Annotated in this window: 18 protein-coding genes and 1 pseudogene; 14 read left to right on the forward strand and 5 right to left on the reverse strand. The window is 73.7% G+C overall.

Translation table 11 applies throughout. The features are described from left to right. Positions 1-37: 37 nt before the first annotated feature. Positions 38-1,153, reverse strand: coding sequence for an alpha/beta hydrolase (locus ADL22_RS01635; protein ID WP_066972988.1), 1,116 nt, complete (start codon positions 1,151-1,153; stop codon positions 38-40). A 140-nt stretch (positions 1,154-1,293) separates the two neighbouring features. On the opposite strand from ADL22_RS01635, the gene ADL22_RS01640 reads away from it, so the two are divergent. The 6 genes from ADL22_RS01640 to ADL22_RS01665 all read left to right on the forward strand — a co-directional run bounded on the left by ADL22_RS01640 (position 1,294) and on the right by ADL22_RS01665 (position 6,766). Continuing rightward, positions 1,294-3,135 (forward strand): phosphatidylglycerol lysyltransferase domain-containing protein, encoded by a 1,842-nt coding sequence (locus tag ADL22_RS01640; RefSeq protein ID WP_079063767.1) that lies wholly within the window; start codon positions 1,294-1,296, stop codon positions 3,133-3,135. Positions 3,136-3,245: 110 nt separating this feature from the next. Beyond that, complete coding sequence (gene folP / locus ADL22_RS01645) at positions 3,246-4,178, forward strand: dihydropteroate synthase (protein ID WP_066972992.1); 933 nt, start codon at positions 3,246-3,248, stop codon at positions 4,176-4,178. Between the two features lie 5 nt (positions 4,179-4,183). Further along, positions 4,184-4,639, forward strand: coding sequence for a nuclear transport factor 2 family protein (locus ADL22_RS01650; RefSeq protein WP_066973029.1), 456 nt, complete (start codon positions 4,184-4,186; stop codon positions 4,637-4,639). 449 nt (positions 4,640-5,088) lie between these two features. Beyond that, complete coding sequence (gene folB, locus ADL22_RS01655) at positions 5,089-5,448, forward strand: dihydroneopterin aldolase (protein ID WP_066972994.1); 360 nt, start codon at positions 5,089-5,091, stop codon at positions 5,446-5,448. After that, on the forward strand, positions 5,445-6,065 hold the full coding sequence (gene folK, locus ADL22_RS01660) for a 2-amino-4-hydroxy-6-hydroxymethyldihydropteridine diphosphokinase (RefSeq protein WP_066972996.1): 621 nt from the start codon (positions 5,445-5,447) through the stop codon (positions 6,063-6,065). The genes folB and folK overlap by 4 nt, the downstream gene beginning before the upstream one ends. A gap of 215 nt (positions 6,066-6,280) precedes the next feature. After that, positions 6,281-6,766, forward strand: a complete 486-nt coding sequence (locus ADL22_RS01665; RefSeq protein ID WP_066972998.1) for a DUF3180 domain-containing protein — start codon at positions 6,281-6,283, stop codon at positions 6,764-6,766. Positions 6,767-6,850: 84 nt separating this feature from the next. Here ADL22_RS01665 and ADL22_RS01670 read toward each other — a convergent pair whose 3' ends face one another. Next, positions 6,851-8,026 (reverse strand): ABC transporter ATP-binding protein, encoded by a 1,176-nt coding sequence (locus tag ADL22_RS01670; protein WP_066973000.1) that lies wholly within the window; start codon positions 8,024-8,026, stop codon positions 6,851-6,853. 225 nt (positions 8,027-8,251) lie between these two features. Between ADL22_RS01670 and ADL22_RS01675 the strand changes: the two genes are divergently transcribed. The 4 genes from ADL22_RS01675 to ADL22_RS01690 all read left to right on the forward strand — a co-directional run bounded on the left by ADL22_RS01675 (position 8,252) and on the right by ADL22_RS01690 (position 11,888). Continuing rightward, positions 8,252-8,989: an ABC transporter permease gene (locus tag ADL22_RS01675; protein ID WP_079063775.1), complete on the forward strand. Its 738-nt coding sequence runs from the start codon at positions 8,252-8,254 to the stop codon at positions 8,987-8,989. Positions 8,990-8,991: 2 nt separating this feature from the next. Next, complete coding sequence (locus tag ADL22_RS01680) at positions 8,992-9,711, forward strand: ABC transporter permease (protein WP_066973031.1); 720 nt, start codon at positions 8,992-8,994, stop codon at positions 9,709-9,711. Between the two features lie 25 nt (positions 9,712-9,736). Beyond that, on the forward strand, positions 9,737-10,696 hold the full coding sequence (locus tag ADL22_RS01685; protein ID WP_066973002.1) for an ABC transporter substrate-binding protein: 960 nt from the start codon (positions 9,737-9,739) through the stop codon (positions 10,694-10,696). 64 nt (positions 10,697-10,760) lie between these two features. Next, on the forward strand, positions 10,761-11,888 hold the full coding sequence (locus tag ADL22_RS01690) for a hypothetical protein (protein WP_066973004.1): 1,128 nt from the start codon (positions 10,761-10,763) through the stop codon (positions 11,886-11,888). 176 nt (positions 11,889-12,064) lie between these two features. Here the strand turns inward: ADL22_RS01690 and ADL22_RS01695 are convergent, their stop codons facing one another. Continuing rightward, positions 12,065-13,207 (reverse strand): NADH-quinone oxidoreductase subunit D, encoded by a 1,143-nt coding sequence (locus tag ADL22_RS01695; protein ID WP_066973034.1) that lies wholly within the window; start codon positions 13,205-13,207, stop codon positions 12,065-12,067. Positions 13,208-13,430: 223 nt separating this feature from the next. Next, positions 13,431-14,618 (reverse strand): SAM-dependent methyltransferase, encoded by a 1,188-nt coding sequence (locus ADL22_RS01700; RefSeq protein ID WP_079063769.1) that lies wholly within the window; start codon positions 14,616-14,618, stop codon positions 13,431-13,433. A 283-nt stretch (positions 14,619-14,901) separates the two neighbouring features. Here ADL22_RS01700 and ADL22_RS01705 point away from each other — a divergent pair, with 283 nt between their 5' ends. The 3 genes from ADL22_RS01705 to ADL22_RS01715 all read left to right on the forward strand — a co-directional run bounded on the left by ADL22_RS01705 (position 14,902) and on the right by ADL22_RS01715 (position 17,782). Continuing rightward, entirely contained in the window at positions 14,902-16,107 is a 1,206-nt protein-coding gene (locus ADL22_RS01705) for a sensor histidine kinase (protein ID WP_079063771.1), read from the forward strand. A 127-nt stretch (positions 16,108-16,234) separates the two neighbouring features. Further along, complete coding sequence (locus ADL22_RS01710; protein ID WP_066973005.1) at positions 16,235-16,915, forward strand: response regulator; 681 nt, start codon at positions 16,235-16,237, stop codon at positions 16,913-16,915. A 150-nt stretch (positions 16,916-17,065) separates the two neighbouring features. Beyond that, positions 17,066-17,782: a glycoside hydrolase family 75 protein gene (locus ADL22_RS01715; RefSeq protein ID WP_066973008.1), complete on the forward strand. Its 717-nt coding sequence runs from the start codon at positions 17,066-17,068 to the stop codon at positions 17,780-17,782. A 176-nt stretch (positions 17,783-17,958) separates the two neighbouring features. Here the strand turns inward: ADL22_RS01715 and ADL22_RS01720 are convergent, their stop codons facing one another. After that, positions 17,959-19,068 carry a DUF5937 family protein gene (locus ADL22_RS01720; protein ID WP_066973010.1) on the reverse strand — a complete coding sequence of 370 codons (1,110 nt, stop codon included), beginning with the start codon at positions 19,066-19,068 and terminating at the stop codon, positions 17,959-17,961. A gap of 99 nt (positions 19,069-19,167) precedes the next feature. Here ADL22_RS01720 and ADL22_RS01725 point away from each other — a divergent pair. Continuing rightward, positions 19,168-19,392, forward strand: a pseudogene (locus ADL22_RS01725) (hypothetical protein); the annotation flags it as partial.

Below are 19,392 nucleotides of genomic sequence, written 5' to 3' on the forward strand. Positions count from 1 at the left end.
ACGTGCGGGTGGGCGCCGCGGGCGCCCGGTGGCGTGCTCAGACCTTCAGGTGGCCGCCGAGCCACTCCAGGGCGGCCGGGATCTCCCGGCGCCAGGTGTTGAAGTTGTGGCCGCCGCTGTCGAGGATGATCGACGCGACGGAGGCCGGCGACTTGGTCTGCTCGATGAAGCGCAGGGTGTTCTTGTAGTTGCCCTCGCCGTGCCGGCTGCTGGTGACCAGGAGGTTCACCGGCGCGGCGGGCAGGTGCTTCTGCCGCCACAGCAGATCGTTCTCCCGCTTGAGCTGGGCGCTGCCGCCGAAGAGGTCGCCGGTGGTGGCGTCGATCGGGGCCTTGTAGTCGCCGGAGAGGGAGACGGCGGTGGAGTACGAGCCGGGGTTGCGCATGGTCAGCTTCAGCGCGCAGTAGCCGCCGGTGGAGTCGCCCATGATGCCCCAGCTCTTGGCGTCCCGGCCGACGCGGTACTCACCGCTGATGTCATGGCGCAGGTCGTGCGCGAAGAACGTCTCGGTCTGCGGGCCGTTGGGTATGTCCACGCACTCCGTGTCGCGCGGCGGGGCGACCGTGGGGCGCATCATGACCAGCACGGTCGGCTGGATGCGGCGGTCCTGGAGCAGCGTGAACTGGGTCTGCGGGTAGTGCAGCTTCTTGTACAGCGCCTCGGCGGTGCCGGGGTAGCCGGTGAGGACCACGGCCGCCGGGAACTTCTTGTGCGCGTACCGCTTCTGGAAGTACTGCGGGGGCAGGTAGACGTACGCCGGGCTGGCGATCTTGGACTTCTCGCCGCGGATCAGGACCTTGTCCAGCCGGCCGGCCACCGCCGGCACCGAGGCGCCCTGGATGCTCAGGCGCTCGGTGCCCAGCATCTTGAGGTTGGTGCCGTTCGGACCGGTCTTGTAGTGCGTGACGACGCCCGGCTCCTGCTCCTGGCCGAAGAGGTCGGCCCAGGAGGCGTAGAAGCCGAAGGTGTTGTTGGCGAAGAGGCCGATCGCCGCGAAGAGCGAGAGCTGCGTGGCGAAGAGCAGTCCGATCCGGCCGAGCACCGCGCGCCAGTTGCCCTTGGACAGCCGCGGCCACAGCCAGATGGTGAGGACGAACAGCGCCACCGCGACGAGTACGGCAAGAAGCAGCACTTTCTTGCTGGTGAGACCCATGTCGTGCTTTCTTCCGGGCGGCCGGGCCATCCGGACCGCAAGTGGAACCCCGAGCCCTGCGACGCCGTCATACAGGGCGCAAAAGTCCAGATGCTGCGACTAGGCTCGCACGTTCTCTCGACCGGGGCGACGGGAAAGTGATGTCTGACAGGCTAGATGGCGAAAAGTCGGAGAAGGTTGCGTGGTCTGCGCCACGCTGGCTCCGCGGGCCGCGGCCCTCGTCGGTACCGGGGCTGGTGGGGACGGCCGGAGTCGTCGTCGGCCTGCTGAATCTGGTCGCCGGCCTCTTCCCGCGCTTCCGGCACAGCCGGGTGCACGCGGTGGCCGAGGTGCTGCCGGGCGCGGTGAGCCCGCTGGCGGCCTCCGCGTCCCTGGTGGTGGGGATCCTGCTGCTCCTGCTGGCCCACGGGCTCAAGCGGCGCAAGCGGCGGGCCTGGGTGGCGGCGGTGGCGCTGCTGCCGGTGGGCATCGCCGCGCAGCTGGTGTACCGGCACTCGGTGGTCGGGGCGGTGCTGTCGCTGGTGCTGCTGGCGTTCCTGCTGCGGCACCGCAAGGAGTTCGCGGCGCTGCCCGATCCGCGCAGCCGCTGGAAGGCGCTGGCCAACCTCGTCGTGCTGGGCGGGGTCAGTTTCGGCCTCGGCCTGGTGATCGTCAGCTCGCATCCGCACAAGACCATCGGCTCGCCGTCGTTCGGTGAGCGCGTCGAGCACGTGCTGTGGGGGCTCTTCGGCTTCGAGGGGCCGGTTTCGTACACCGGCGGTGTGGACTACACCGTCGGCTACTCGCTCGGCGCGCTGGGCCTGCTGACCGTGGCCACCACCGCGTACCTCGCCTTCCGGCCGGAGCACCCGGTGGCGCGGCTGACGGACGAGGACGAGCGGCGGCTGCGGGAGCTGCTGGACCGGCACGGCGCCCGGGACTCGCTGGGCTACTTCGCGCTGCGGCGGGACAAGAGCGCGGTGTTCTCGCCGACCGGCAAGGCCGCGGTCTGCTACCGCGTGATCTCCGGGGTGATGCTGGCCAGCGGCGACCCGATAGGGGATGTCGAGGCGTGGCCGGGCGCGATCGAGCGGTTCATGGAGGAGGCCAGGGCGCACTCCTGGACCCCGGCCGTCACCGGCTGCAGCGAGACCGGCGGCCAGGTCTGGACCCGGGAGACCGGGATGGACGCCCTGGAGCTGGGCGACGAGGCGATCGTGGACGTCGCGGACTTCACGCTGTCCGGGCGGGCGATGCGGAACGTCCGGCAGATGGTCAAGCGCATCGAGCGCAACGGCTACACCACGCGGGTGCGGCGGGTACGCGACCTCGACCCGGAGGAGCTGGACCGGATCCAGCGGGCGGCGAACGCCTGGCGGGACACCGACACCGAGCGCGGCTTCTCGATGGCGCTGGGCCGGATCGACGCCGGGGCGGACGGCGACGCGGTGATCGCCACCGCGCACCAGGCGCCCGCCGAGGGCGATGAGCCGGGCCCGTTCGGCGATCTGAAGGCGATGCAGCACTTCGTCCCCTGGGGCCGCGACGGCATCTCGCTGGAGCTGATGCGGCGCGACCGCGCCGCCGACCCGGGCATGAACGAGCTGCTGATCGTGGCGGCGCTGCAGGCCGCGCCGGAGCTGGACATCGCGCGGGTGTCGCTGAACTTCGCGGTCTTCCGCTCGTCCCTGGAGCGCGGCGAGAAGCTGGGCGCCGGGCCGGTGCTGCGGGTCTGGCGCGGGACGCTGATCTTCCTGTCCCGGTGGTACCAGATCGAGTCGCTGTACAAGTTCAACGACAAGTTCCAGCCGCGCTGGGAGCCGCGTTTCGTGGTCTTCCGCAACAGCCGAGACATCCCGCGGATCGGGCTGGCGACGCTCCAGGCCGAGGGCTATCTGGAGCTGCCGCGGGTGCTGCGCCGCCGGAAGGCCGCCTCGCGGCCGTGCGCGCACGTGGACGAGGCGGTGGAGGCCGCCGCCGGGTCCCTGGAGAAGGTGGCGTAACGGGCGGTGCGACGGGCCGCCGGGGTGCTGCGCCGGGGCGGCCCGGGCGGGGCGTCCGCCCAGTCGGCGGCGGCAATCCGGCCGGTCGGCACACGGCCTACGCTGGTGCCATGAGTACGTTGCGCGGCCGGGTGGCCGGACTGCCGGACTGGGACCGCTGCGCGGTGATGGGCGTGGTGAACGTCACGCCCGATTCGTTCTCCGACGGCGGTGAGTGGTTCGATCCGGAGCTGGCCGTCAAGCACGGTCTGGACCTGGTGGCCCAGGGGGCCGACATGGTCGACGTCGGCGGCGAGTCGACCCGCCCCGGCGCGGCCCGGGTGGACGAGGCCGAGGAGCTGCGCCGGGTCGTCCCCGTGGTGCGCGAACTGGCCGCGGCGGGCGTGGTGGTGTCCGTCGACACCATGCGGGCGTCGGTCGCCGAGCAGGCCGTGCAGGCCGGGGCGCGGCTGGTCAACGACGTCAGCGGGGGCCTGGCCGACCCGGCGATGGTGCCGGTGGTCGCCGCCCACCACGTCCCGCTGGTGGTGATGCACTGGCGCGGCCAGTCCATCGACATGAACAACCGCGCGGTCTACGCGGACGTGGTCGGCGAGGTGGTGGACGAGCTGGCGCGCAGTATGGAGCGCGCGGTGGCCGGCGGGGTGGACCCGGACCGGATCGTGATCGACCCGGGCCTGGGCTTCGCCAAGAACGCCGAGCACGACCTGGCGCTGATCGCCCAGCTGGGCCGGCTGCGGTCGCTGGGCCGGCCGCTGCTGGTGGCCGCTTCGAGGAAACGGTTCCTGGGCAGGGTGCTGGCAGGCGGCGAGGGTGCCGCTCCACCGCCGGCCCGGGAGCGGGATGCCGCCACGGCGGCGGTGTCGGCGATCGTGGCGCGAGAGGGGGCCTGGGCGGTGCGGGTACATGAGGTCAGGGCGAGCGCGGACGCGGTGCGGGTGGCCCGCGCCGTGGAGCAGGCGGCGCGGGCGGCCGGGGGCGCCGGGTCGCCCGGCGCGCGGCCGGCGGGCGCCGCGGCGGCGACGGCGACGGGGACGACGTGAGCGGCCTGGGCCCGCGGACGGACATCGAACTGGTCGAGGAGGCCAACACCGCGCTGTACGAGACCATCGAGCGCGGCGACCACGAGGCGCTGTCCGCGATGTGGCTGGACGGCCAGGTGAGCGTGGTGCACCCGGGGTGGCCGGTGCTGCGCGGGCGCGGTGAGGTGCTCCGGTCGTACGCGCTGATCATGGCGAACACCGAGTACATCCAGTTCTTCCTGACGGATGTGGAGATCGACGTCATCGGGGACACCGCGCTGGTGACGTGCACGGAGAACATCCTCAGCGGCGGCCCGGCGGAGGACGACGGCTCGGTGGGGCCGCTGATCGGCCAGCTGGTGGTGGCGACGAACGTCTTCCGGCGCACGGAGGACGGCTGGCGGGTCTGGTCGCACCACGGCTCGCCGGTGCTGGCGGACCGGGAGGACGAGGACGAGGAGGACGAGGGGGAGGAGGAGTAGGGCGGGGGCCGGTCGGCCGGGCCGCCCCTGGGGCGCGCGGCCTGCCTCGTGCGCGTTTCCGCGTGGCCCTCCGCTCCCTCTCGTCCCAGTCCTCGGACATGTGAGTGGATTCACAAGCGCCGCCGGCCGGGGCCGGGCCGGGTGGCGCCCGGCGTCAGCGGGCCGGCCGGAGCGCACCCGTTCGAGCCAAGTGCGGTACGGGTAGGGGTGGGGCGGGCGAGCGCGGGTAGGACGCCGCGCGGACGATCTCCCACGCTCTGCCGGGCTGCCCGCGCGACGCGGCCTAGCAGGGGAACGGGGCCTTGTCCATAGCCCCCATGGGCGAGTGCTGTCGGTGCTCGCAGGTAGATTCGAATGGGGCAGAGTCGCCGGCCGCGTCCGGCGGGCTGCCCGGAATCCGACGAAACAGTGGCGCCGCGGGTGCCGCCGGACCAGTGGGAGTGATTCGCGTGGATCGTGTCGCGCTGCGTGGGCTGAAGGCCAGAGGGCACCACGGGGTGTTCCCCCGGGAGCGCGAGGAAGGCCAGACCTTCATCGTCGACCTGGTGCTCGGCCTGGACACCCGCCCGGCGGCGGCCACCGACGATCTCGCGAAGACCGTCCACTACGGCATCGTCGCCGAGGAGGTGGTGGCCGTCGTCGAGGGCGAGCCCGTCGACCTCATCGAGACCCTGGCGGAGCGCATCGCCGACCAGTGCCTGAAGCACGAGGGGGTGCAGGAGGTCGAGGTGGTGGTCCACAAGCCGGACGCACCGATCACCGTCCCCTTCGATGACGTGACCATCACCATCACTCGGAGCCGAGTATGAAAACGACCCGCCATCCGGCCCCCGCCACCGCCCACGACCCGACCGTCCAGCCGGTGCCCGCCTCCGTGGTGGAGCAGGTGGACGCGGCCGATGTCACGCTCTCCAACCCCAAGCGCGCGGTGATCTCGCTGGGCAGCAACCTCGGCAACCGCCTGGAGACCCTCCAGGGCGCCGTGGACGCGCTGGAGGACACCCCCGGCGTACGGGTCAAGGCGGTCTCCCCGGTCTACGAGACCGAGCCGTGGGGCGTCGAGCCGGGCTCCCAGCCCTCGTACTTCAACGCCGTGGTGCTGATCAAGACGACCCTGCCGCCGGAGTCCCTGCTGGAGCGCGGGCACGCCATCGAGGAAGCCTTCAAGCGGGTCCGCGACGAGCGCTGGGGGCCGCGCACCATCGACGTCGACATCGTCGCCTATCAGGGCGTCGTCTCGGACGACCCGCTGCTGACGCTGCCCCACCCGCGCGCCCACGAGCGGGCGTTCGTCCTGGTGCCGTGGCACGACATCGACCCGGAGGCGGAGGTTCCGGGCCGCGGCGCGGTGGCCGCGCTGCTCGACTCCCTCGGCAGCACGGGCGTGGCGCCCCGCGCCGATCTGGAACTCCGGCTGCCCGAGTAGTCGTTAGGGTTGCGGGCCGGACGCGCACGGTGGCGGTGCGCCGGGGACGCCCGCGGCGCCGAAGTGCTGATGTACTGGCGCGTGGACGTCCGCGGTGACGCGCCCCAAGGGTGCGCGGCCGGACGGACACGGCGGCCGCGCGGACCGGTGCGGCCGGGAGCAGACACGGTCATCGCGGCGCCGGTGGCCGGGACGGCGCGAGGGGCGATCGCTCGGTGAAGCAGCTACGGATCAAGGTCCTGGCCGGACTCTTCGTGGTGGCCGGGATCCTGGCCTGGGCGGGCGCCCGGCTGTGGGACTCCTTCGGCACCCTGCCCGGTGTGCCGGTGGCGGCGCCGATCGTGCTGGCGGTGATCGCCGTGGTGCTGGCCGCCACCGCGCTCTCGCTGCGGGCCCGGCTGCGCGCCCAGCGCGAGCGGCGGCCCGGCGCGAAGGGCGTCGATCCGCTGGTGGCCGCCCGGGCGGTGGTCTTCGGCCAGGCGAGCGCGCTGGTGGCGTCGCTGGTCGCCGGGCTGTACGGCGGCGTCGGGGTCTTCCTGCTGACGTCCGGGGTGGACGACGCGCGCCGCGCGCAGGCGGTCTACGCCGGGCTGTCGGTGCTGGCCGGCGCGGGCGTGGTCGCCGCGGCGATCTTCCTGGAGCGGGTGTGCAAGCTGCCGGAGGACGACGAGGGGGAGGGGCCGGGGGCGGCGCGGGCTTAGGGGTTTCGGGGGCGGGTGCGGCGTCGCCGGCCCCGGGGCGCGCGGGGCTCGCCCCGGGGCCACGGCCCGGCGCCGTACCGCCCGTCAGGCGCCCGTGCTCGGGACGGAGTCGAGGGCGACCTCCTCGCGCGGGAGGTCGGTGGCGTCCGCGGCGGTGGCGCGGCGCAGGGCGCCGTGCAGGCCGGCCGGGGTGAGGACCCCCAGGTAGCGGTCGCCGTCGAGGACCGCGAGCCAGCCCGCGTCGTGCTGGAGCAGCGTGCTCAGGGCCTGCCGCAGCGGGGCGCCGAGCGGCAGCGCGGCGGTCATCGGGCGGGCCAGCGCGCGGACGGGCGCGGACCGGTCCGCGCCGGGGGCGGTGAGCGCGTCGGCCGCCACCCAGCCGTACGGCGCGCCGCCGGCGTCCAGGACGACGGCCCAGGGGGCGCCGGCGGTGTCCAGAGTGGCCGCGGCCCGTTCGGCCGGGTCGTCGGCGCGGACCACCGGCGGCTCCTCGAGGTCGGCGGCCTCGACGGGGGTGACCGCGAGCCGCTTCAGACCGCGGTCGGCGCCGACGAACTCCGCGGTGTACGGGGTCGCGGGGGCGCCCAGGACGGTCGCCGGGGTGTCCAACTGCTCTATGCGCCCGGCGCCGTAGACGGCGATGCGGTCGCCGAGCCGGACCGCCTCCTCGATGTCGTGGGTGACGAACAGCACCGTCTTGTGGAGCGTGGACTGCAGCCGCAGGAACTCGTTCTGGAGGTGCTCGCGGACCACCGGGTCGACCGCGCCGAACGGCTCGTCCATCAGCAGTACGGGCGGGTCGGCGGCGAGCGCGCGGGCCACGCCGACGCGCTGGCGCTGGCCGCCGGAGAGCTGGTCCGGATAGCGGTCGCCGTGGACGGCGGGGTCCAGGCCGACCAGGTCGAGGAGTTCGGCGGCGCGGGCGCGGGCCTGCTTGCGGGGGCGGCCGAGGAGGTGCGGGACGGTGGCGGTGTTGTCCAGCACGGTCTTGTGGGGGAAGAGCCCGACCTGCTGGATGACGTAGCCGATGCGGCGGCGGAGTTCGACCGGATCGGCGGCGGCTATGTCCTCGCCGTCGAGCAGGATCCGGCCGCTGGTGGGCTCGATGAGCCGGTTCACCATCTTCATCGTGGTCGTCTTGCCGCAGCCGGACGGGCCGACGAGGGTGATGAGTTCGCCCTCGGCGACCTCGAAGGAGAGGTCGTCGACGGCGGTGGTGCCGTCGGCGTAGCGCTTGGTGACGTGCTCGAAGCGGATCATGAATTCCCCCAGTGTGGACGGGCCCATTGTGTACGCGCCGTGCGCGGATGCCGTGAACGCGGTGTTGCGGCTGGAGGGCGGGCCGAGGTGATTGTCAGTGGTGGGGGTTAGGGTCGCAGACAGTCACCACGGTATCGGCGAGCGGGGGAGGTGACGGCGGTGGAGGCATCCGTGCGCGCGGCGGACGCGGCGCTGAGGGGGCTTCAGTCCCTGGCCCAGGGCTCCCTGGCCCAGGGCGGCGGTTCCGGCTGCCTGGAGCGGAACGACTGGATCTGCGGGGAGTATCTGCGCACCCGGAGCCAGGAGTTGCTGTCCGCCACGCTCCAGCACATCGGCATCACGGCGGTCTCGGTGCTCCTCGGGCTGCTGATCGCCTTCCCGCTGGCGCTGCTGGCGCGGCACCGGCGGGGTGTCGCCGGCCCGGTCCTGGGTCTGACGACGGTGCTGTACACCGTGCCGTCGCTGGCGATGTTCGCGCTGCTGACGCCGGTGTTCGGGGTCTCCCCGGCGGTGGTCGTCACGGGCCTGGTGCTGTATTCCCTGACGATCCTGGTGCGCAACGTCCTCGCCGGGCTGGACGCGGTGCCCGCCGAGGTGCGGGAGGCCGCCCGGGGGATGGGCTACGGCCCGGCCCGGCTGCTGCTGGAGGTGGAAGTCCCGCTGGCGCTGCCCGCGCTGGTGGCCGGTGTGCGGATCGCCACGGTCTCGACGGTGGCGATGACGACGATCGGCTCGGTGGTCGGCTACGGCGGCCTGGGCAACCTCATAGCCAGCGGCATGGAGGGCTTCTTCAAGGCGGAGGTGCTGACGGCGTCGGTGCTGTGCGTGCTGCTGGCGCTGGTGGCCGATCTGCTCCTGCTGGGCGTGCAGCGGCTGCTGACGCCGTGGGCGCGGGCCCGGTCCGGGGGCGGGCGGGGCCGCCGGGTGCGGCGTCCGGCCGCGGTGGCGAAGGCGGTGGGGTGAGCGTGGACGCGATCACGGGAGCCTGGCGGTGGCTGGCCGCGGCCGCCAACTGGTCCGGCGAGAAAGGCGTATGGCACCGCCTCGGGGAGCATCTGTGGCTCAGCGGGCTGACGCTGCTGATCTCCTGTCTGATAGCCCTGCCGGTGGCGGTGTGGCTGGGCCATATCGGCAAGGGCGGGGCGCTGGCGGTCAATATCTCCAACGTCGGGCGGGCGGTGCCCACGTTCGCGGTGCTGGTGCTGCTGACGCTGAGCCCGCTGGGGGCGCACGGCGACTGGCCGACGCTGATCGCGCTGGTGCTGTTCGCGGTGCCGCCGCTGCTGACCAACGTCCACCTCGGCATCCGGGAGGCGGACCGCGACGCGGTCGAGGCGGCCCGGGGGATGGGGATGTCCGGCCCGCAGCTGCTGTGGCGGGTGGAGATACCGCTCGCCTATCCGCTGATCATGACGGGGCTGCGCTCGGCCGCGGTCCAGGTGGTGGCCACCGCGACGCTGGCCGCCATGGCCGGCGGCGGGGGCCTGGGCCGCATCATCACCGCCGGCTTCGGGAACTACGACACCGCGCAGGTGGTCGCCGGGGCGGTCCTGGTGGCGCTGCTGGCCCTGCTGGTGGAGGGGGCGCTGGTGCTGCTGGACCGGGCCTGCGACCCGATGCGCGGGCGGCGCCGTGCCGCCCGGGGCAAGGCCCCGGCCCCGGCCCGGGCCGCCCAATCAGCCTGATCCGAACGGACGGAGTGGAATTTCCATGAGCAGCACAGCGCGCGCGGCGCGTACCGCGTTCGCCGCGGGCACAGTGGTGGCGCTGGCCGCCGGGCTGGCCGCGTGCGGCGGGCAGAGCCTGGAGGAGAAGGGCGGCCGGGGCGGCGGGAAGCGCGAGATCGTCATCGGCTCGGCCGGATTCACCGAGTCCAAGGTGCTCGCCGAGATCTATTCCCGGGTGCTGGCGGATGCCGGTTACCGCCCCCGGGTGCAGACGCTCACCAATCGCGAACTGTATGAACCGGCCCTGGAGAAGGGCCAGATCGATGTCGTTCCGGAATACGCCTCCACCCTCGCGGAATTCCTCAACGCCAAGCAGAACGGCGCGCAGGCGAAGCCGGTCGCGTCCAGCGACATCGGTACGACGGCGGCGGCGCTTGCGAAGCTCGCCGAAGGGCGCGGACTGAAGGTGCTGGCGGCCGGCCGGGCCACCGACCAGAACGCCTTCGCGGTCACCCGGGAATTCGCCGCCGCGCACAAGATCCGTACGCTCTCCGATCTGGGCCGTTCGCAGCAGAAGATCAAACTCGCGGCGGGCGAGGAGTGCGAGACGCGGGTGTTCTGCAAGCCCGGTCTGGAGAAGACCTACGGCATAGCCGTCGCGGGCATCGACCCCAAGGGCGTGGGCACACCGCAGGCCAAGCAGGCGGTCAAGGACGGCACCGACCAACTGGTGCTCACCACCACCACGGACGCCACTCTCGACAACTTCGGACTGGTCCTTCTCCAGGACGACAAGAAGCTCCAGAATGCCGACAACGTCCTCCCGGTGGTGAATGCCAAGAGCGCCGGGGACAAGGAGATCGAGACCGCGCTGAACAAGATCAACAAGGTGCTCACCACCGACGACTTGATCAACTTGAACCGCAAGGTCGATGCCGAGCGCTTGAAGCCCGCCGATGTCGCCCAGGCGTATGTGGAGTCCAAGGGACTGGTCAAGAAGTAACCAGCGGGAAACGGATGCGTATGCGGGGCCCCATAGGTCCCGCACGCACGGTAAGTTTCTGGCCATGTCACGAGGACGCCACCGTCATTCCCCACCCCTCCACCGGCTGCTTCCTCCCTCGACGGTCGCCGGTGCGTCCATTGCCTGCGCCACGGGCGCGTGGTTCGTCGGCGACGATCTCGTGCAGCGGGTGCTGGCCGCCGGGGCCGCGGCCGCCGCGGTCACCGGCGCCGTACTGCTGCGCACCTGGGACCGCAAGGCCGGCAAGCGGGTCGCCGAGCTGACCCGGGCCCGGGCCCGCGACGAGTGGCGCACCGAGGAGCGGATCGCGGAGCTGGAGACGGACGTCGAGGAGGCGCGCGAGATCCGCGCCGCCCTGGACGCCAAACTCCGCGCCAAGCGCGCCGAACTCGCCCGGCTCCGCAGCGAGCACGCCGCCCTGCTGCGCCGCTACGCCACCGCCGAGACCGAGCGCGCCAGCGCCCTGGAGGGCCGCCGGCTGCTCGCCATCGAGGCCGCCCAGCCGTCCCCCGGCACCGGCCTGCTCCCGGCCCGCCGCGAACCCGCCGCCGCCCGCCCCGCCGTGGGCCCGGCCCCGGCCGCGCGGACGGCCGCCACCTTCGCGGAGGCCGACCGGGCGCTGCGCGACCTGGTCCGCAATGCCGCCCGGCAGCGCGCCGGCGAGCGGGCCGAGGACCGGGACGGCGAACGGAACGGCGCGGGCCCGCGCGGGAAGTCCGAGGCCCCCGCCGAGGGGAAGTCCCCGGCGGCCGCCGCACACGGGGCGGGCGGGCCGGCGCTCCGCCCGGTGCCGGCCGCCGCCGCGATCGCCCCCGCCCGCCCGGCCGTCTCCCGCGCGCTCGGCGGCTTCGACTTCTTCGGCAACGCCGCGGTGCCCCGCCGCCAGCCGTCCGCGCCCCTGGAGGAGGACCTGGCGGACGTCGTGGGCGACGAGGCGGTCGCCGAGCAGTCGGCGCGCGCGGAGGCGCGTACGGGGGTCCGTACGGAGGCTCGTACGGCCGCCGGTGTCGCCGGGGCCGCGGAGGGCGCGGCGGACGGCGGCGCGGCGGACGGGGCACCGGCCGCGGCCGAGGGGGCGACCACCCACGGCGCGGGCGAGGTCATCGACCTGACCGCCCACGACGAGACCGAACAGCTCGACCTCGCGGAACTGCGCACCGCGATCTCCTGACCCGGGTACCGGGTACCGGGTGCCGCACGAGGCGTCCCGCACCCGGTGCCACGACGGCGGGCGCCGCCCACAGGCTGTGGACGGCGCCCGCTTCGGCGTCTTACCGCGGTGACTTACGGGGGCGTGGGCCGGGGGCGCGCCCTGCGCCCTCGTGCCGATCGCCGGTCATGCGCCGGTCACTTGTCGATGTCGCCGACCACGAAGAACATCGAGCCCAGGATGGCCACCATGTCGGCGACCAGGGTGCCCGGCAGCAGCTCCGTCAGCGCCTGGATGTTGTTGTACGACGCCGAGCGCAGCTTGAGGCGGTACGGGGTCTTCTCGCCCTTGGAGACGAGGTAGTAGCCGTTGATGCCGAGGGGGTTCTCGGTCCAGGCGTAGGTGGCGCCCTCCGGGGCCTTGAGGACCTTCGGCAGCCGCTGGTTGATCGGCCCGGGCGGCAGCTCCGCGATGCGGTCCAGGCAGGCGTCGGCGAGGTCGAGGGAGTTGTGGGTCTGCTCCAGCAGGCACTCGAAGCGCGCCAGGCAGTCGCCCTCCTCCCTGGTGACGACCTTGAGCACCGTCCCCAGTTCCCCGTACGCCAGATACGGCTCGTCGCGCCGCAGGTCGAAGTCCACCCCGGAGGCGCGGGCGATCGGCCCGGAGACGCCGTAGGCGTGCACCGCCTCCCGGGAGAGGACCCCGACGCCCCGGGTGCGGCCGCGGAAGATCTCGTTCCCGAGGACGAGGTTGTCGAAGACGTCCATACGGGAGCGGACGTCGGCGACCGCCTGCCGGGCCCGGCCGAGCCAGCCGGCCGGCAGGTCCTCCTTCAGCCCGCCGACCCGGTTGAACATGTAGTGCATCCGGCCGCCGGAGACCTCCTCCATGACCGTCTGCAACTCCTCCCGCTCCCGGAAGGCGTAGAAGACCGGGGTGATTCCGCCCAGTTCGAGCGGATACGAGCCGAGGAACATCAGGTGGTTCAGGACGCGGTTCAGCTCGGCGAGGAGCGTACGGGTCCACACCGCGCGCTCGGGGACCTCCATGCCGAGCATCCGCTCGACGCCGAGGACCACACCCAGCTCGTTGGAGAACGCCGACAGCCAGTCGTGGCGGTTGGCGAGCATGATGATCTGGCGGTAGTCGCGGGCCTCGAAGAGCTTCTCGGCGCCCCGGTGCATATAGCCGATCACCGGCTCGGCCTCCCGGATGCGCTCCCCGTCCAGGACCAGGCGCAGCCGCAGCACGCCGTGCGTCGAGGGGTGCTGGGGGCCGATGTTCAGCACCATGTCGGTGCTCTCCGCCGCGCCGCCGATGCCGACCGTCGTCTCCGTCATGGTCACAGTGTCGCAGGGTGGCGCGGGGTGGGGCGGGGTGGTCCGTGGTGTGGAACGTGCGGGACCGAAGGGCGGGCCGGGGGTCGGTGCGGGGCTCAGGCCACGGCTTCTTCCGCGGCTTGGACCGGGGCGCGCTCCACGGCTTGTTCCAGGGCTCGGGCCGGGGCGCTGAGCCGGGGTCGCTCAGCCGGGGCCGGTCGGCGCGGGCCGCTCAGGGGGCTCGTCAGTCGGAGCGGCCGGAGGTGAGCAGTCCGGCGCAGGCGGTGCCGCCGGCCGGCTCCAGCAGCCAGCCGAAGCCGCCCAGCCCGGCCGGATCGGTCAGCTCCGCGGCCTCCCCGGCCCGGCCGAGTGCCCGGAGGTACCCGGCCGGGTCGGTGGCGGCCAGGGAGAGCGGCGGGCGCCCGCCGGAGACGCCCAGGGCGTGCAGCGCGGCGCGCTGGGTCAGCAGCTCGGCGCCCGGCCCGGCGCAGGCGTCCAGCGCCACATGCGCGGTGATGTCGCAGCTGCCGTCCGGTACCGGGGGCACCTCGCGGCCCGCCCGGAAGCCGGTGAGGGTGCCGAACGGGGGGCGGTCGGCGCGCCGGTGGGCGTAGTCGGCGGTGACCGCCAGCCCGGCGCGCAGGGTGCGGACGGCGCGCGCCCAGGCGGCGTCCCGGGGGCGGCCGATCTCGGCGCGCGTACCGGGGGCGGGGCGGGGCCCCGCGGCGTCCGGGACGGCCTGCGGCCACCACCGGGCGAGCCAGTCGGCGTCCGGCCCGTCCACCGGGGCGCCGAGGCGTTCGGTGCCGTCGGCGCGGACCAGGACACGGCGCGGTACGCCGTCGGCGTCGGTCTCGGCGACGTCCAGCGGCACGTTGTCCAGCCACTCGTTGGCGAACAGCAGGCCGGTGAGCGAGTCCGGCGCGGGCAGCGCGGCGCGCCAGTCGATCCGGGGGTCGAGCCCCTGGGGGCGCGGGGCGCGTTCCACGGCGTACGGGCGGACGCGCGCGGCCACCTCCTCCGGGAGCGCGGCCAGCACACCGGTCAGCAGCTCGCCGCGGCCCGCGCCGACGTCGACCAGGGCCAGCTCGTCCGGGTGGCCGAGGGCGGCGTCGACGCGGCGGAGGAGGGTGGCGACGGCGCCCGCGTAGAGGGGGGAGGCGTGCACGGAGGTGCGGAAGTGGCCGGCGGGGCCGGGGCCGCCGGGGCGGGTGTAGAAGCCGTTGGGACCGTAGAGGGCTTGTTCGGCGGCGTCGCGCCAGGTGCGCCACGGGGTGTCGGCGGGGGCATCGGCGGCGGTATCGGACGGGCCGGCCGGCGGGGTGTCCGTGGCGCCGCCGGGCTCGTCCGCCGCCGTCGCGGGCGCCTCAGACGTCCCGCCTGCCTCTGCCGCCCCGTGTGGCCCTGCCGCCCTGCGTCCCTCTGCCGTCACACGCCCCACGGTACGGGCCCCCGGCCACGACCGGGCTCAGTCCCCAGTCAACCCGTAGGGTGACGGCGCCCGCCGGTATGAGCCGCACCGACGCGGAAAACCCCTGGTCAAGGCCCCGGCCGACCGCCCGGCGCCGGCCCCTCCGCATCCGGCGCCCACCGGTCAACCCCAGGCGCGACACAAATGGCGCAGGCGGCCTCCACCTTGGGGAGTAGAGGGCCTTGAAGAGGATCGCCCCTCCGGTTGACTCCGGCGCCCCTCCGCGCTGCCTACGCTGGGTTACGTGCAGCGCCTCTATGACTTCTTCCGCAGGCACCCGACGGGGGTGGACAGCTTCTGGGCTTTCCTCCTCTTCGGGTTCAACGGCCTGTGGGCCGTCAGCCAGACGGGCATGCGGGCCAAGATCGTCGCCCTGGTCCTCACGCTCGGCCTGTGCCTGGTCATCGCGCTGCGCCGCAAGTACCCGGTCAAGATGCTGCTGCTGGCCGCCGCCCTCGGCATCGGCCAGCTGGTGCTGAACATCCGGCCCCACCCCGGCGACTTCGCCCTCCTGGTGATCATCTACACCGTCGCCTCCGAGACCTCCGCCCGCCGCTGGGCCTCACGCTTCGCACTGGTCGGCGCCCTGCTCGGCCCCTCCCTCTCCCAGCTCCGCTTCCGGGAGAATCCCGTCGCCCTGCCGCTGTGGGCGACGCTGTTCTTCATGGGGCTGCTCACCGTCCCGTTCGTCCTGGCCTGGGTCCTCGGCGACTCGATACGCACCCGCCGCGCGTACTGGGCCCAGCTGGAGGAGAAGGCCACCCGGCTCGAGCGGGAGCGCGAGGCGCAGTCCCGGATAGCGGTCGCCGCCGAGCGCGCCCGTATCGCCCGCGAGCTGCACGACGTCGTCGCGCACAACGTCTCGGTGATGGTCGTCCAGGCCGACGGCGCCGCCTACGTCATGGACACCGCGCCCGACCAGGCCCGGCAGGCGCTGGAGACGATCTCCGGCACGGGTCGGCAGGCGCTCGCCGAGATGCGCCGGCTGCTGGGCGTGCTGCGCACCGGCGAGCAGGCCGAGGGCGGGGAGTACGTCCCGCAGCCCGGCGTCGAGCAGCTCGCCGACCTCATAGACCAGGTGCGGGGCGCCGGGCTGCCGGTGGACTTCCGGGTGACCGGCGAGCCGCGCGCGCTGCCCAGCAGCGTCGAGCTGACCGCGTACCGCATCGTGCAGGAGGCGCTGACCAACACCCGCAAGCACGGCGGCCCCGGCGTCAGCGCCACCGTCCGCCTCACCTACCGCGATGACGACCTCGATCTGCTGGTCGAGGACGACGGCCGCGGCGCGCAGCACAAGCTGTACGAATCGGGCGGCGAGGACGGCCTCGGCCACGGCCTGATCGGTATGCGCGAACGGGTCGGCATGGTCGGCGGCCTCCTGGACGCCGGCCCGCGTCCCGGCGGCGGCTTCCGCGTCAACGCCGTCCTGCCGCTGAAGGCGGACCGGTGAGGCACCGGCGGCCCCGCCCGTACGTTCCCGGGGTGGCCGCCCTCGGCCGAGCCCCGCGCCCCGGCCCCGTACGCCCACCTCACCCCCTCCGCCCACCCCGGCCGACCCCTGAAGGGATCCCCCTGCCATGACCATCCGCGTGATGCTCGTCGACGACCAGGCGCTGCTGCGCACCGGTTTCCGGATGGTGCTGGCCGCACAGCCCGATATGGAGGTCGTCGCCGAGGCCGGGGACGGGGCCGAGGCCCTGGAGGTGCTGCGGACCGCCCAGGTGGACGTGATCCTCATGGACGTCCGGATGCCGCAGATGGACGGCGTCGAGGCCACCCGCCGGATCTGCGGCGGCGGCCAGCCGGCGGGCGCCCCGAAGGTCCTCATCCTGACCACCTTCGACCTGGACGAGTACGCCTTCTCCGCGCTGAAGGCCGGGGCCAGCGGCTTCATGCTCAAGGACGTACCGCCGGGCGAACTCCTCGCCGCGATCCGCGCGGTGCACAGCGGCGACGCGGTCGTCGCGCCGTCCACCACCCGCCGGCTCCTGGACCGCTTCACGCCGATGCTGCCCGCCACCGGCGAGCCCGCGCGTCCCGAGCTGGGGCGGCTGACGGAGCGCGAGCGGGAGGTGCTGCTGCTGGTCGCCCAGGGCCTGTCGAACGGCGAGATCGCGGCGCGGCTCGTGCTCTCCGAGGCCACGGTCAAGACCCACGTGGGCCGCATCCTGACCAAGCTCAACCTCCGCGACCGCGTCCAGGCCGTGGTCCTGGCGTACGAGACGGGGCTGGTCAGGGCGGGCGGCGCGGGGGCGTAGGCGCGTAGGCACGTAGGCACGTAGGCACGTAGCGGTTGGGGGGACCTCCGGGCCTCCCCGGGCTGGCCGGAACGGGGCCTTGACGCGAACACGTAAACGAGCGCACATTGACGCACCGTAAGGAAACTTTCCTAACAGAGGAGTTTTCCTGTGCGCAGCAGAACGCTCGTCCTCGCCACCGCCTCCGGCGCCGCCCTCCTCGCCGCCGCGGCCCTCCCCGCCACCGCCCAGCCGGCCGCCCACCGCGCCGCGCCCGCCGCCCGGCACGCCCCGCTCCAGGAGGGCTCGGTATCGGCGTCCCAGCTGCTCGCCAAGCTCAAGGGCTGTTCGCAGCTGTCGCACGGCAAATACAGCACCGACGAGGGCACCCCCGCCACCGTCCCGGTCTGCGGCAAGAACGGCGCGGTCTTCTGGAAGGCCGATATGGACATCGACTGCGACGGCCAGATCACCGCGCAGTGCAACGCGAAAACGGACCCCTGGTTCCAGGACGACACCCGCTTCCACCAGTCCGACGGCAAACCGCTGAACGCCGCCCAGCTCCCCTACGTCGTGGTGCCCAGCGCCAGCGGCATCTGGAACTACGAGTCCGCCGGCATCAAGGGCGGCGGCGTGGTCGCGGTCATCTACAACAACCAGGTCGAGTACGCCGTCGTCGGCGACACCGGCCCCAACAAGATCATCGGCGAGGCGTCGTACGCGGCCGCCAAGGCCCTGGGCATCGACCCCGACCCGGAGAACGGCGGCGCCGATTCCGGCGTCACCTACCTGCTGTTCACCAACTCCCAGGCGTCGCCGATCGAGAACCACGCCGCCGCGGTCAGCCGCGGCGACGCCCTGGCCAAGAAGTTCCTCCAGGAGAACTGATCAGCCGGGTGGCGGGGGCGAGGGAATGGGGGAATCGGCCGCCGGGGCGGTCCGTACGCTCAGCGCCGTACGCCGTTGAGCCGACGCGGCCGCGGCACGGCCCCAACTCGTCGCTCAGGGCGCCGACACCGACGTAGCGCGCGATCGCCCGCAGCGGCGTGGCGCACGCCCGCCGATCACCGCAGCACCCCCTCCAGGAAGTCGCTGCCGAGCCGGGCCACCACCTGGAGGTCCAGCTGGTGCAGCACGTACCGGCCGCGGCGCCGGGTCTGGAGCAGCCCCGCCTTCTTCAGTACCGCGATGTGCCGCGACACCTCCGGCGAGGTGATGCCGAACGCCGTCGCCAGCTCGCCCGTCGTGTGCGGGCCGCGCGACAGCGTGCGGCACAGCTGCATCCGCATGGGGTGGCCGAGCGCCTCCAGCCGCTGCTGGACCAGTTCCAGCGCGGCGGGGGCGGGCAACTCCGGGCTGGCGACCGGGTATTGCAGCACCGGCCGCCAGCCCGGGGCGTGGCTGAACAGCAGGTGCGGCCAGCCGAACGAGGTCGGGATGAAGGTGACCCCCGGGTTCGCGGGGTCGGAGAACGCCGTCGTACGGCTGCTGGCCAGCTTGTCGACCAGGATCCGGGTGGGGCCGCCGGCGTCCTGCGGCGCGTCCAGCGTCAGCGCCCGCGAGGTGGCGGTCAGCGTGTCGGCGAGCCCGTTGCGGCGCAGCAGCTCGGTCTTGTGCCGGGCGTCGGCGGCGAGCTGGATGCTCACCCGCCGCCAGATGTCCCCGAAGAACGCCTGCTCGCAGTCCTCGAACAGCCGGCGCAGCCACACCCGCAGGCCGTCCGGGTCGGTCAGCATGCGGTCGGTGAACGCCGCCTGCCGCGGGCCGCGGGCGGCCGCCATCTCCCGTACGCGGGCCCGTTCGTCCGCGTCGACCAGCGGGGACGGTGTGGGGACGGTGTAACGGGGCGAGCAGGTGATCTCGAAGACGGCCGCCACGAACCGCTCGTCGTCGATGGTGTCCAGCTCGTCCAGTTCCTCGGCCAGCGACGCCCCGGGGCGGGTGGGCAGCAGGATGTCGGAACGGGAGGACCGCCACAGGAAGTCCGCCTCGCACAGCCGGTCGGCGAGGTCGGTCTTCAGCGCGGCGTTCGTCGCGGTGACCCAGCCGTGCAGCCCGGGGTGGTGCCCCGGCTCGGACAGCGCGTGCAGCGCGGCGCCCAGCTCGGCGAGCGGGGAGGGCGCGAACACGACGCGCTCCGGCGGCAGTCCGGTGATGTCGATGACGTTGGCCATGCCCCCATCATGCGTGAGGCCGTGACCTGCGCAGTCGTCGATTGACGGCTCTCGTCAATCGACGCGCCAGGGGCGGCCGGACCGTCCCACAGTGAGGGCATGGACATCACCCAGCAGCACCTCCTCGACAGCTACCGCGCCGCCCAGCAGGGCGAGGCCGCTCCGCCCGCCCCGGCCGACGCCACCGTCCGCGCCATCCGCGAGATCCGGCAGTGGTACCGCTTCCGCACCGTGATCACCGCCCCGCCGGACCGCTGGTGGGGCCGCGGCGGGCGCCTGGCCCGCGCCGCCGCCACCGTCCTCCCCTCCCCCCGCCCCCTCCCC

This window comes from Streptomyces sp. NRRL F-4489 (genome assembly GCF_001509485.1).
Taxonomy (GTDB): domain Bacteria; phylum Actinomycetota; class Actinomycetes; order Streptomycetales; family Streptomycetaceae; genus Streptomyces.

Excerpts from the sequence above, each read along its gene's own strand:
- ADL22_RS01635 (WP_066972988.1), bottom strand. The coding sequence starts at position 1,153 with ATGGGTCTCACCAGCAAGAAAGTGCTGCTTCTTGCCGTACTCGTCGCG.
- ADL22_RS01640 (WP_079063767.1), top strand. The coding sequence starts at position 1,294 with ATGTCTGACAGGCTAGATGGCGAAAAGTCGGAGAAGGTTGCGTGGTCT.
- folP (WP_066972992.1), top strand. The coding sequence starts at position 3,246 with ATGAGTACGTTGCGCGGCCGGGTGGCCGGACTGCCGGACTGGGACCGC.
- folK (WP_066972996.1), top strand. The coding sequence starts at position 5,445 with ATGAAAACGACCCGCCATCCGGCCCCCGCCACCGCCCACGACCCGACC.
- ADL22_RS01670 (WP_066973000.1), bottom strand. The coding sequence starts at position 8,026 with ATGATCCGCTTCGAGCACGTCACCAAGCGCTACGCCGACGGCACCACC.
- ADL22_RS01685 (WP_066973002.1), top strand. The coding sequence starts at position 9,737 with ATGAGCAGCACAGCGCGCGCGGCGCGTACCGCGTTCGCCGCGGGCACA.
- ADL22_RS01690 (WP_066973004.1), top strand. The coding sequence starts at position 10,761 with ATGTCACGAGGACGCCACCGTCATTCCCCACCCCTCCACCGGCTGCTT.
- ADL22_RS01695 (WP_066973034.1), bottom strand. The coding sequence starts at position 13,207 with ATGACGGAGACGACGGTCGGCATCGGCGGCGCGGCGGAGAGCACCGAC.
- ADL22_RS01710 (WP_066973005.1), top strand. The coding sequence starts at position 16,235 with ATGACCATCCGCGTGATGCTCGTCGACGACCAGGCGCTGCTGCGCACC.
- ADL22_RS01720 (WP_066973010.1), bottom strand. The coding sequence starts at position 19,068 with ATGGCCAACGTCATCGACATCACCGGACTGCCGCCGGAGCGCGTCGTG.